Origin of the sequence: Flexivirga alba, assembly GCF_042661025.1 — a bacterium.
In the GTDB taxonomy this organism is placed as follows: domain Bacteria; phylum Actinomycetota; class Actinomycetes; order Actinomycetales; family Dermatophilaceae; genus Flexivirga; species Flexivirga alba.
This window is the reverse complement of record NZ_JBHSWH010000002.1, coordinates 57337-69676: the sequence shown is the minus strand read 5'-3', so window position 1 is coordinate 69676 and position 12340 is coordinate 57337. Positions and strand designations below refer to the sequence as shown.

At 68.0% G+C, this 12340-nt stretch carries 11 protein-coding genes and 1 pseudogene; 3 read left to right on the top strand and 9 right to left on the bottom strand.

The window, feature by feature from the left end; genetic code table 11:
- The 5 genes and pseudogenes from ACFQDH_RS23895 to glmS all read right to left on the bottom strand — a co-directional run.
- Nucleotides 1-327, bottom strand: a 327-nt coding sequence (locus tag ACFQDH_RS23895; RefSeq protein ID WP_382404957.1) for an alpha/beta hydrolase, incomplete at its 3' end; no start/stop codon positions are given.
- A 28-nt stretch (nt 328-355) separates the two neighbouring features.
- A pseudogene (gene alr, locus ACFQDH_RS23890) lies at nt 356-1513 on the bottom strand (alanine racemase).
- Nucleotides 1506-3047, bottom strand: coding sequence for an NAD(P)H-hydrate epimerase (locus ACFQDH_RS23885; RefSeq protein WP_382404956.1), 1542 nt, complete (start codon nt 3045-3047; stop codon nt 1506-1508). Before ACFQDH_RS23885 ends, alr begins: the two are co-directional and overlap by 8 nt.
- An 11-nt stretch (nt 3048-3058) precedes the next feature.
- Nucleotides 3059-3409: a holo-ACP synthase gene (locus ACFQDH_RS23880; RefSeq protein WP_382404760.1), complete on the bottom strand. Its 351-nt coding sequence runs from the start codon at nt 3407-3409 to the stop codon at nt 3059-3061.
- Nucleotides 3410-3411: 2 nt separating this feature from the next.
- Nucleotides 3412-5265 (bottom strand): glutamine--fructose-6-phosphate transaminase (isomerizing), encoded by a 1854-nt coding sequence (gene glmS / locus ACFQDH_RS23875; protein ID WP_382404761.1) that lies wholly within the window; start codon nt 5263-5265, stop codon nt 3412-3414.
- Between the two features lie 105 nt (nt 5266-5370).
- On the opposite strand from glmS, the gene coaA reads away from it, so the two are divergent.
- Nucleotides 5371-6333, top strand: coding sequence for a type I pantothenate kinase (gene coaA, locus ACFQDH_RS23870; RefSeq protein ID WP_382404762.1), 963 nt, complete (start codon nt 5371-5373; stop codon nt 6331-6333).
- Between the two features lie 28 nt (nt 6334-6361).
- Here coaA and ACFQDH_RS23865 read toward each other — a convergent pair whose 3' ends face one another.
- The 3 genes from ACFQDH_RS23865 to ACFQDH_RS23855 all read right to left on the bottom strand — a co-directional run bounded on the left by ACFQDH_RS23865 (nt 6362) and on the right by ACFQDH_RS23855 (nt 9268).
- Nucleotides 6362-6748, bottom strand: a complete 387-nt coding sequence (locus ACFQDH_RS23865; protein WP_382404763.1) for a hypothetical protein — start codon at nt 6746-6748, stop codon at nt 6362-6364.
- 119 nt (nt 6749-6867) lie between these two features.
- Entirely contained in the window at nt 6868-7668 is an 801-nt protein-coding gene (locus ACFQDH_RS23860; RefSeq protein WP_382404764.1) for an aggregation-promoting factor C-terminal-like domain-containing protein, read from the bottom strand.
- 256 nt (nt 7669-7924) lie between these two features.
- Nucleotides 7925-9268 carry a PhoH family protein gene (locus ACFQDH_RS23855; RefSeq protein ID WP_382404765.1) on the bottom strand — a complete coding sequence of 448 codons (1344 nt, stop codon included), beginning with the start codon at nt 9266-9268 and terminating at the stop codon, nt 7925-7927.
- A gap of 378 nt (nt 9269-9646) precedes the next feature.
- On the opposite strand from ACFQDH_RS23855, the gene ACFQDH_RS23850 reads away from it, so the two are divergent.
- The gene (locus ACFQDH_RS23850) at nt 9647-10681 is read left to right on the top strand and encodes a S66 peptidase family protein (protein ID WP_382404955.1); all 1035 of its coding nucleotides are present in this window, start codon (nt 9647-9649) and stop codon (nt 10679-10681) included.
- Between the two features lie 56 nt (nt 10682-10737).
- Here the strand turns inward: ACFQDH_RS23850 and ACFQDH_RS23845 are convergent, their stop codons facing one another.
- Complete coding sequence (locus ACFQDH_RS23845) at nt 10738-11499, bottom strand: isoprenyl transferase (protein ID WP_382404767.1); 762 nt, start codon at nt 11497-11499, stop codon at nt 10738-10740.
- A gap of 118 nt (nt 11500-11617) precedes the next feature.
- Here ACFQDH_RS23845 and trhA point away from each other — a divergent pair, with 118 nt between their 5' ends.
- A complete protein-coding gene (gene trhA / locus ACFQDH_RS23840) occupies nt 11618-12319 on the top strand; it encodes a PAQR family membrane homeostasis protein TrhA (RefSeq protein WP_382404768.1) in 702 nt (233 codons plus the stop codon).
- Nucleotides 12320-12340 lie beyond the last annotated feature (21 nt).

Sequence of the window (12340 nt, the reverse complement as noted above, 5' to 3'; positions counted from 1 at the left end):
CCGGCCGTGTCCACGAAGATCCACGCACACCACGCGATAACCGGCCTCGTGCATGTCGCGACGCTGTTGCGCCCAGACAGCCTGGCTGTGCGCATAGCCGTGCACGAGCAACACCGTCGTGGCTTTCGCGTCTGTGTTGTCCGAGTTGCCGGCCGGTTCGTCGATCTCGACATATAGCGGGACACCGTCGTCGGCGACGACCACCGATCCGCGCTGCTCGAGCTCGGGGTCATCGGCCGAGCGCAGTACCGCACGGTCCTTCCGGCGTGCCCGCAGCGCACGGTCGGTGCCCACACCGGCCGCGGTCGCCACGCCGGCTGCTGCCACACCGATGCCCAACCCGATCAGTCCGCGCCTAGCGCGCGAAGTCCAGGTAGATGCGCGGCAGCCGCGAGCTCATCCGCGCGACGATCTCGTAGCTGATGGTGTCGGTGGCCGCGGCCCAGTCCTGCGCCATCGGTTCGCCGTTCGCGCCGTTCCCGAAGAGCACGACCTCATCGCCGGCCTGCACCGGCAGGTCGCCGACGTCGACGACGAACTGGTCCATGCAGACCCGACCCGCGACGGTGAACTGCCGGCCGCCCACCTGCACCGGACCCTTGGACGAGGCTGCGCGCGGCACACCGTCGGCATACCCGCACGGGACGTCGATGAGCGTCGTCTCCCGCGGCGTCACGTATGTGCCCGTAGCTCACGCCCTGACCGATCGGAACTCGTTTGGTGACAGTCACATTCGCGGTGACGGTCATCGCGGGGACCAGCCCGAAGCGGGACGGCCCGCCGATGTCGGGGACCGGCGAGAGTCCATAGACAGCCAGCCCCGGACGAACCATGTCGAAGGCCGCCTGCGGTGTCGTCAGGGTCGCCGCCGAGTTGGACATGTGCCGCACCTCGAGGTCGAAACCGGCGCGCTCACAGTCGCGCACCGCGTCGGCGAACCGCACCTGCTGCGCTTGCACGGACGGGTGATGCGGAGCGTCGGCAAACGCGAAGTGGGTGAAAACGCCTGTCACCGCGATGGTTCCGTCCGCGACGTGTCGTCGGGCCGCGTCGACGAGCAGCGGCCAGTCCGGCCCGAACGCCCCGTTGCGGGCGAGCCCGGTGTCAACCTTGAGCTGGACCCGAGCGGTCTTGCCGGTCTCGCGTGCTGCGGCGGCGATTGCGTCGATCTCCCAGACCGCCGGCACACCGAGGTCGATGTCAGCCGTGATCGCCTGGGTGAAATCCATTCCGGGCGCGTGCAACCAGCTCAGGACGGGGCGGTGACGCCGGCGCCACGCAGCGCGAGTGCCTCCTGCAGTTGCGCGACCCCGAGCCAATGCGCGCCGCCGCGCAAGGCCGCCCGAGCGCTCGGGACGAGGCCGTGTCCGTAGGCGTCGCCCTTGACGACGGCCATCACCATCGCATCCCCGGCGTGCTGCTGCAGCACCCCGACGTTGTGGGCGATCGCGTCGAGGTCGACGATCACCCGCGCGGGCACGCCGCCAGGAAGGGCACTCGGCTGGTCATTCACAGGGGCAAGTGTGGCACCTGGCTACCTCTCGCCGTCGGACCGACCTCGGCGTCGCCTCAGCCGGGTAGGCGCAGCAGATGCGCGACCGTGCGGCCGAGCTCGTGCGCGACATCCATCGCGCGCACCGGGCCACCGGGGTTGGCCCGCTCGCCAGCGACTCCGTGCACCAGTGCCCCGAGGGCGCCGGCATGAAGGGGTCCAGCCCGGCAGCGAGCAACGCGCCGCACACACCGCCGAGGACGTCGCCACTGCCCGCCGTCGCGAGCCAGGTCGGCCCGTCGGCCTGCGTTACCACCGGCAACCCGCTGTCCGTGGGCGGCACCACGGCGGTGACTGCACCCTTGACGAGAACGGTGCACTGCAGCAGGTCTGCCACCTGTCGTGCGACGACCGTCGGTGCACGCTGCACGTCGTCCGTGGTCAGCTCACCATCTTCACCTCGTACGCCGAGCCGGCCTGCCAGCCGCAGCAACTCGCCAAGGTGCGGCGTCAGCAGGGTCGGCGCGGTTCGCGGCTGCTCGAGCAGGTCCAAGCCACCGGCATCGAGGAGGATCGGCAGGTCCGAGGCGAGCGCCTCACGCGCGGCCGACAGCTGCTCCTGGGAGGAGTCGTCGAGGTCCATGCCGGACCCGATCAGCCAGGCCTGGACCCGCCCGGTGCCGAAGACTGCCTCCGGGACCGCCTGGCGCAGTAAGTTGCTCGGCGCTTCTGGCCCGACATACCGGACCATACCCACACCGGCCGTGACCGCCGCGGTGACCGACATCAGCGCGGCGCCGGTGTAGTGCTCACCGCCGGTGATCACTCCGAGCACACCGCGGGAGTATTTGTCGTCCCCCGGAGCTGGCACTGGCCAGGCGCCAGCCACGTCGGCGTGCGAAAACCGTTGCAGCGCAGCTGTTCCCGGTTCTGGAACGCCGATGTCCAGCACGGTGAGCAGGCCGATCGCCTGCTCGGTCGCAGGCATGAGATGCACCGGTTTGGCCAGACTGAAGGTCACCGTCTCGTCCGCGAAGATCGCATCGCTGCGAACCTCGCCCGCCGGGTCGAGACCGGACGGCAGGTCCACCGCGAGCACCAGCGCATCGTCGGCGATCAGGTCGGGCAGGTCGCGCAGATGCTCCGGCAGGCCGGGCCGCCCACCGATGCCGAGGATCCCGTCGATCACCAGGTCCGCGCCAGCGAGCGCTTCGCGCACCTCGACCGGCACTGCACCGGAGCGCCATTCAAAGATCGCCATTCCGCCCTCACGGGCTGCGGCCAAAGCTTGTTCGTGCGTTCGCGAGCCGACCAGGACCGCGGCCACGTCGATGCCGTCCGCGGCCAATTGTGCTGCGGCATACAGGGAGTCGCCGCCGTTGTCGCCACCACCGACGAGCACGACCACCCGGTCGGTGCCCTCCTCGGACAACCGCGCGGCGGCGACCTGCGCCAGCCCGGTTGCGGCACGTTGCATCAGCTCACCGTCGGGCAGCGTTGCCCGGATGGCATCCTCGGCGGCACGGACCGCCGGCACGTCATACGCACGAATCATGTTGTTGAACCTCAGCTTTCGGCAACGACCACCGCGGATGCGATGCCCGCATCGTGCGAGATCGACAGATGCAACGAGCGTATGCCGAGCTGGTTCGCGCGGGCCTCAACCGAGCCGCGCAACTCCATGGACGGCTTGCCCACGTCGTCCTTGACGACGATCGCGTCGACCCAGTGCAGTCCGACGGGTGCACCGAGCGCCTTGGCCAGTGCCTCCTTCGCGGCGAAGCGCCCAGCCAAGGAGTTCGGCGGCAGGTCGCGCTCCTGCTCGGCGAAGAGTCGTTCCAGGAGCCGCGGTGTCGCGTCGAGCTTGGCAATGAACCGCTCCACGTCGACCACGTCGATGCCGACTCCGACGATCATGACTATTCGACCGTCACGGACTTGGCCAGGTTGCGCGGCTGGTCGACATCCAGGCCCTTGGCGTTGGCCAGCTCCATCGCGAAGACCTGCAACGGCACCGCCGTCAGCAGGGGCTGCAGCATCGGCGACGTGCGGGGCACCCGGATCACCTCGTCGGCGAACGGCTCGACGGCCGTGTCGCCGTCCTGCGCGATGACGATGGTGCGTGCGCCGCGAGCACGGATCTCCTGGATGTTGGAGACGACCTTGCCGTGCAGGCCGTGCGGGGTGTCCGGGCCGGGCACGACGATGAAAACCGGCTGACCGGGCTCGATCAGCGCGATCGGGCCATGCTTCAGCTCGCCGGCCGCGAAGCCCTCGGCGTGGATGTAGGCGAGCTCCTTCAGCTTCAACGCACCCTCGAGCGCGATCGGGAAGCCGACATGGCGGCCGAGGAACAGCACCGACCGGGTGTCGGCCATGAAGTGCGCGATCTCGCGGACCCGGTCCAGCCGGTCGAGCACCTCGGTGATGCGGTCCGGCATCTCCTGCAACTCGCCGAGCACGACGCGTGCGTCGTCGGCATACGACTCCCCGCGCAGCTGCGCGAGATAGAGCCCGAGCAGGTAGCACGCGGTGATCTGCGCCAGGAAGCCCTTGGTCGACGCGACCGCCACCTCAGGACCGGCGTGGGTGTAGAGCACGGCGTCGGACTCGCGCGGGATGGTCGCGCCGTGCGTGTTGCAGATCGACACGGTGAGCGCGCCGAGATCGCGAGCGTGCTTGACGGCCATCAGCGTGTCCATCGTCTCGCCGGACTGGCTGATCGACACGACCAAGGTGCGTTCGTCGGCGATCGGGTCGCAGTAACGGAATTCGTGCGCCAGCGCGACCTCGACGGGGATCCGGGTCCAGCGTTCGATCGCATATTTCGCGACCATGCCCGCGTATGCCGCGGTGCCGCACGCGACGAAGGTGATCCGGTCGACGTTTCGCAACTGCGCCTCGGAGATGCGCAACTCGTCGAGCACCAGCTCGCCGGACTCGCCGGTGCGACCGAGCAGCGTGTCGGCGACGGCCTGCGGCTGCTCCTGGATCTCCTTGGCCATGAACCACTCGTAGCCGCCCTTCTCAGCGGCCTCGGCGTCCCAGTCGACATGGAAGGTCTTGCCCCGCGCCGCCTCGCCGTCGAATCCGATGACGTCGACGCGCTCCGGGGTGATCGTGACGATCTGGTCCTGCTCCAGCTCCATCGCCTCGCGGGTGTAGCCGATGAACGCGGCAACGTCCGAGCCGAGGAAATTCTCGCCATCGCCGAGACCGACCACGAGCGGGCTGTTGCGCCGTGCTCCCACGACAACACCCGGCTGGTCGGCATGTATGGCGAGCAGCGTGAACGCGCCCTCCAACCGGGCCACGACAGCACGCATCGCGGCGGTCAGGTCGCCGTCATACGCCCTGGCCAGCAGATGCGCGACGACCTCCGTGTCGGTCTCGGAGGCGAAGTCGACACCCGCTCCCAAGAGCTCGGTCCGCAGCGGGTGGAAGTTTTCGATGATGCCGTTGTGGATCAGCGCCAGCTTGCCGTCCGGCCCGCCCAGGTGCGGGTGTGCGTTGGCGTCGGTCGGTCCGCCGTGCGTCGCCCAGCGGGTGTGTCCGATCGCGGTGCGCGAGGTAGCGAGCGGGTGCTGACCGATGTCGCTGATCAGGTTGGCGAGTTTGCCCGCGCGCTTGCGCGACTCGACGCCGTCATCCGCGAGCAGTGCGATCCCGGCCGAGTCGTAACCGCGGTATTCGAGCCGAGCCAGGCCCTCCATCACTACGTCCTGGGCACGAGCACTCATCTGGGGGCCGACATACCCGACGATTCCACACATGAGGGCAATTGAACCTGATCAACCGGGCACCGGGTGAATCCGCCCCGCGCTTCCACCCGGAAAGGGCACGGGACCGCGGGTGCGAGCGGCGGCTGGTCGTGGACAATGGCCAGCGTGTCTCGCAGCCGCATGCCTGTCCCGTCGCCATACCTCGAGTTCGATCGAGCGGCCTGGATCGGCCTGCGCGACTCCCATCCGATGAGCCTGACCGGCGAGGACGTCCGGCGGCTTCGCAGCACCGGGGACCGTCTCGACCTGCCGGAGGTGGAGGACATCTACCTGCCGCTCTCCCGATTGCTCAACATCTTCGTCGCCGCGACCGGTCGGCTGCACCGGGTCACCACCGACTTCCTCGGCGAGCGCCCGGCCCGCACGCCGTTCGTGATCGGCATCGCCGGATCGGTTGCGGTCGGCAAGTCGACCACTGCCCGCATCCTGCGGGAGCTGCTCGCCCGCTGGCCCGGCGCGCCGCGTGTCGACCTGGTCACCACCGACGGCTTCCTCTTCCCGAATGCCGAGCTCGAGCGTCGAAACTTGTTGCAACGCAAGGGTTTCCCCGAGTCCTACGACCGGCGCAAGCTGATCCGATTCCTCACCGAGGTCAAGTCCGGTGCACCGCACGTGACAGCGCCCGTCTATTCGCACTTGAGCTACGACATCGTGCCGGGCGAGCAGATCACCCTCCAGCAGCCCGACGTGCTCATCGTCGAAGGCCTCAACGTGCTGCAGCCCTCGGCGCCGACGACCGACCAGCGCGGCACGCTGGCGGTGTCGGACTTCTTCGACTTCTCGGTCTACGTCGATGCTCGCGAGGACCACATCAAGCAGTGGTATGTCGAGCGCTTCCTGCGCTGGCGGCAGACGGCATTCGCCGACCCGAACTCCTACTTCCACCGGTATGCCGCGCTGACCGACGCAGAGGCAGTCGAGCGGGCCGGGCAGATCTGGGAGACGACCAATGGTCCGAACCTGGAGCGGAACGTCGCGCCGACCCGCAGTCGCGCGACGCTGGTGCTGCGCAAGGACGCGAGCCACAACGTGACCCGGATTCGCCTCCGCAAGATCTGAACCAGCCCACGCGGGCTCTCGCGAGGCGTCAGCGGGTCTCGGACGGGTCCGAGAACTCCTCGTCATCCGCCTCGTCGTCGAACATGTGCTCCACGTCGTCAACAGACATGGTGTCCGCATCGTCCTCGTCGTACTCATCGCCCGCGAACGCCTGCTCCGCGCGGCGGGTACGCACCCACAGCAGCAGCCAGACACCGGCGAACACCGCGGCCACGACAAGGGCCAGCAGGACACCACCGAAGAGTTGATAGAGCAAGTGGGAGACGCCGTTCGCCGGCACCGACCCCTTCTTCTCGTTGTCGAAGGTCGGTGCCTGGCTGTCACCCCATTTCGCTCCGAGCGCACCGCCGACGGCGATCAGCAACACCGCGACGACCCAATAGGTCGCCACGAACCAGCGCTTGTGCAGGAGCATGGTGCTCAAAGTAGCCCGTCGTTCGGAAAGCGTTGCCGACAGTGGCCTGTCGGCGTTTCGCAGACCATACCGGCCAGCGGCCCGGACGGCAGTCGGCTTCGGCGTTCAGTACCGGCCGTTTAGTACCAGCCGGTGGCCTGCGAGTGCCCCCAGGCGCCACAGGGCGAACCGTAGGTCGACTTGATGTAGCCCAGGCCCCAGCGGATCTGCGTGGCGGGGTTGGTGCGCCAGTCGGCACCGGCGCTGGCCATCTTGGAACCGGGCAGCGACTGCGGGATCCCGTAGGCGCCGGAGGACGCGTTCATGGCGCTGGCGTTCCAGCCGGACTCGCGGTTCCAGAGGCTGACCAGGCAGCCCATTTGACCCTGGTCCCAGCCGTATGACGCGAGCATCGAGGATGCGTAGGCCTGCGGGCTGCCGCTGAAGGACGCGGCCGGTGGCCGGGTGCTGTCGCGGGAGGTGCCCGCGGCTGCCGCCCGCTTGGCCTCGGCGGCCTTCTTCGCCGCAGCAGCCTTCGCGGCGGCCTTCTCGTCGGCTGCCTTCCGCGCGGCCGCAACGCTCGACTTCGCCACGCTCTGCAGCTTGGCCGCGGCGGCGGTGCGCGCCGCTGCCGCCGAGCGCGACTTGGCGTCGGCCGACTTGCGGGCGCTCACTGCTTGCTGCGCCGCGACGAGCTGAGCCTGTCCGTCGGCGGCCACGCCGGAGTTGGCGGCGCGCAGGGCGGTCGAGGTCGAGGCCGTGAGCAGCAGTTTGGCCTGGGCAGTGCCGACGACGGCTGCGTTGGCACTCGCAGCGGTGGAGTATGCGGCGGCAGCAACCGAAACGGTCGAGATCGCTGCGGTTGCGGCAACGGCTGGCCGGCGGAGTGCGCCGATCCCAGTGTCGCGACGGGCGCGGTGACGTCCCACGGGACGAGACATGTAGCAGCAGCCTTTCGGGGGAAGACATGACTGACGCGCTCTGCAAGCCCGGCAGAGCGATGCGACAGAACCCTTGGCTCTGTCGCATCACACTGCCGCACTCGCACGGCCGTGATTCTGAAGGAGAATCACGCCTCTCGGACCCTTGCGGATCACGCATTGTCGAGCGCGTCGCAGGTACGTTATCGCGAAAGTCGACCGCCGCGTTACCGAAACGAGATATTCGGTGTCAGAAAATTTTGCGGCCGCGGGTCGGTCAGGCGTCAGATCCTTCCAGCAGATCGGTCACCAGGGCCGCTATCGGACTGCGTTCACTGCGATGCAGCGTTACGTGGCCGAAGAGCGGATGACCCTTGAGCTTCTCGATCACCGCGGCCACTCCGTCGTGCCGGCCGACCCGGAGGTTGTCGCGCTGCGCCACGTCGTGGGTGAGCACGATCCGGGAGTTCTGACCGATGCGGGACAGCACCGTCAGCAGCACGCCGCGCTCCAGCGACTGCGCTTCGTCGACGATGACGAACGCGTCATGCAGCGAACGACCGCGGATGTGGGTCAGCGGCAACACCTCGAGCAGCCCGCGGTCCATGACCTCCTCGGTCACCTCGCGTGACACGACCGCACCGAGCGTGTCGAAGACCGCCTGGGCCCACGGACCCATCTTTTCGTTCTCGGTGCCCGGCAGGTAACCCAGTTCCTGGCCGCCGACGGCATACAGCGGGCGGAAGACGATGACCTTGCTGTGCTGACGGCGCTCCATGACCGCCTCGAGTCCTGCGCACAGCGCGAGCGCTGACTTCCCGGTGCCCGCCCGGCCGCCGAGGCTGACGATGCCGACGTCCGGATCGAGCAGCAGGTCCAGTGCGATGCGCTGCTCGGCAGACCGACCGTGCAGGCCGAAGGCGTCGCGGTCGCCGCGGACCAGCCGGACCGACTTGTCAGCCATCACCCGCCCGAGGGCGCTGCTGCCGCTGCCGGCCCCGAGCATCACCACTCCCGTGTTGGTCGGCAGATCGGCCGCTTCCGGGATCTCGGCTCGCCCCTCGTCATACAGCGTGTCGAGCAGGTCGGGCGGGACATCGAGCTCGGTGGTCCCGGTCCAGCCGGAGTCCACAGCGAGTTCGGCGCGGTACTCATCCGCATTGAGGCCGACGGCGGACGCCTTGACCCGCATCGGCATGTCCTTGCTGACGACCGTGACGTCCCGGCCCTCGTTCGCCAAGTTCCGAGCCACTGCCAGGATGCGAGTGTCGTTGTCTCCCAAGCGAAATCCGCTCGGGAGGGCTTGTGGGTCGGTGTGGTTCAGCTCCACCCGCAACGTGCCGCCGTCCCCGATCGGGACGGGCGCATCAAGGCGGCCATGAGTCGCTCTCAGATCATCGAGCGCACGCAACGCGGACCGGGCGAAGTAGCCCAGCTCTGGATGGTGACGCTTGGCCTCCAACTCGGTCACGACCACTACCGGCAGCACGACCTCGTGCTCGGCGAAACGGGTCATGGCTCGTGGATCGGACAACAGGACGGAGGTGTCGAGCACGTAGGTGCGGACAGCACGCGGGCTTGCGGTGGACGTCGAAGCGGAGGGCTGGGAGCTGGTTGCCATAACGATCTCCTGCGTCACACGGCATGTCGCGCCGCGTGACTTACTCTCGGACCAGGTGCCGGGACCGGGCCCGTAAGGACCGGTGCCGGCCCTCCGTCCGGAGCAACGATCGCTCCATCTCGGGCCTCCCGAACGCCCCACGGGGATCGCGGTGCGTCGAGATCGACACTACGACTGGTTCCCTCGATCACCAGCCGACACACCGCACGACACGCGACCTGCGCACCGAGTGTTCACCGGCAGGTCGGCTGCCCGTCGAACGGTTGGTCACGTTGACCCCACCAGCACCAGACGTCACATCGCGGCGTCTTCCGCGGCGCTTCGAAAGCGCACGAATCCATTTGCCGCTGCCGGCTCGCGACCGATTGGATGGCGCGCATGACCTCGCCCGTGCTGCCCCCTCCCCTGCAACCCGGCGATCGGGTCGCGATCCTCTCGCCGAGCTGGGCGGCGCCGGCACACTTCCCCGCCATACACGAGCAGGCGTTGCGGCGGTTGCGCGATGAGATCGGAGTGGAGCCGGTCGAGTTGCCGACGACCCGGCGCGACAGCTCCGCGGCCGAACGGGCTGCGGATGTGAACGCCGCGTTCGCCGACCCCAGCATTCGCGCGATCATGTCGACCATCGGCGGCGACGACCAGATCACCGTACTGAAGCACCTGGATGCGGACGTCATACGGGCGAACCCGAAGCGTTTCCTCGGCTACAGCGACAACACCAACCTGCTGAATTACCTTTGGTACCACGGCATTGCTGGCGTGTATGGCGGATCGACCCAGGTGCATCTCGGGCCGGTTCCGGACGAGGAGCACCTGGCTTCGCTACGTGCTGCGCTCTTCGGCGGCGACTTCCGATTGGTGGCACCGGCCCGAACCCGGGACGTCGGCATCCGCTGGGACGACCCGCGCGCCCTGACCGATCGCGCACCCAACCTCCCGGCCGAACCCTGGACCTGGAGCGGTCCGCGCCGCACGGTGACCGGGCCCACTTGGGGCGGCTGCCTGGAGATCGTGGAGTGGACGCTCGCGGCGAACCGCTGGATGCGTCCTGTCGATGATTACAGGGGTGCCGTCCTGCTGCTCGAGCCGCACGAGGAGATGCCCACGCCGGACCAGAACCACCGCCTACTGCGCAACCTCGGCGAGCGCGGCATTCTCGGGTCGGCCTCCGCATTCTTGTGGGGGAGACCGCCGGTCAGCGATCACGAGCACCCGACCACGGAGTCCGCTGCCTCGAAGCAGCGCGCCGAGCATCGTGAAGTGGTGTTGCGCGCGGTCGCTGAATACAACCCCGACCTCGTCGTCGCAATGGACGTGGACTTCGGGCACACCAGCCCACAGCTGCTCCTGCCGTATGGCGGCAGCATCACCGTCGACGGCGAATCACAAACGATCACAGCCCATTTCGGATGACGAGGTCTCGATACGGACTCGCCTAGCGGCTCGCCCTACTCGACAAGCATAAGCGGCTATTTGCCGAGCCGGCGGTCGCGCACGGCATACGCGCGCAGTGCACGCAGGAAGTCGACGCGCCGGAAGTCCGGCCAGTAGGCCTCGCAGAAGTAGAACTCGGAGTTCGCGCTCTGCCAGAGCAGGAACCCGCCGAGTCGCTGCTCGCCTGACGTGCGAATCACCAGGTCGGGGTCGGGCTGGCCTTTGGTGTAGAGATGCTGCGCGATGTGCTCGACGTCCAGAGTCTCGGCCAACTCCTCGATGGACGTGCCGCGAGCAGCGTGCTCCTGGAGCATCGCCCGGACCGCGTCGGCGATCTCCCGCCGTCCGCCATACCCGACGGCGATGTTGACGATCATCCCGTCGACGCCGGCCGTGGACTCGGCGGCTTCCTTGAGCACGTGAGCAGTGGAATCCGGCAGCAGGTCGAGCGCGCCGACGGGGTGCAACCGCCAGCGTTGCTCGGCCGCCAGGCCTTCGACCGCACCCTCGATGATGCCGAGCAACGGCTTCAACTCCACGGGTGAACGGTTCAGATTGTCGGTGGACAGCAGCCACAGGGTGACGACCTCGACGCCGGCTTCCTCGCACCAGCCGAGCAACGGCTTGATGTTGTCGGCACCCGCCTGATGACCGTCAGCGGTCTGTGCCCCGCGCGCCTTGGCCCAGCGGCGGTTGCCGTCGAGCATGACGCCGACGTGCCGAGGAAGGTTCTGCTCCGGCAGAGACCTGCGCACGTGCCGCTCATATGCGGCATAGAGCAGATCACTGACGCGCATCGGTCGTCCCCCACTTCCTGTTGTCGAGCCTGCGGACTTCCAGAGTATGCCGAGGCGCACCGCTCATCGACCAGTCAGCGTGGAATTCGGCCCGATCGAAGTCACTTACTCTTGACTCATGATCGAGTCGCGCCCTTCGGCCGCACGCACGCTGCAGCAGGATGCAGCCGAGTTGGTGCGCTCGGTCAAACCGAAGCTTCGCGGCTGGCTGCACGCGGGTATGACGCCACTCGCCGCTGCCGCCGGCATCGTGCTGGTGTGTCTGGCACCCACCACCCGCGAACGTCTCGGTGCTGCTGCCTTCGCCATCACGGCCGTGCTGCTCTTCGCGACGTCAGCGGCATACCACCGCGGCACCTGGTCCACGAAGGTCGAGCGGACGCTCAAGCGGATGGACCACTCCAACATCTTCCTGATCATCGCCGGCACCTACACGCCGTTCGCCGTGACGTTGTTGCGTGGCTCCCAGGAACTCAGCCTGCTACTGCTGGTGTGGGGCGGGGCAATCCTCGGAGTGCTCTTCCGGGTCTTCTGGGTCGGCGCGCCGCGCTGGCTCTACACGCCGATCTATGTGGCACTCGGCTGGGTGGCGATCTTCTACTTCGGTCCGCTACTGGACGCCGGCGGCGCCGCGGTGATGACGCTCATCGCTGTCGGCGGTGGCCTCTACACCCTCGGCGCCATCGTCTACGGCATCAAGAAGCCGAACCCGTCACCGCAGTGGTTCGGCTTCCACGAGGTCTTCCATTCGTTGACGATCCTTGCGTTCGTCTCGCATTACATCGCGGCGTCACTCGCGATCTACAGTCACCACCGCTGAATCTGTCGGCCGGAAACGCAG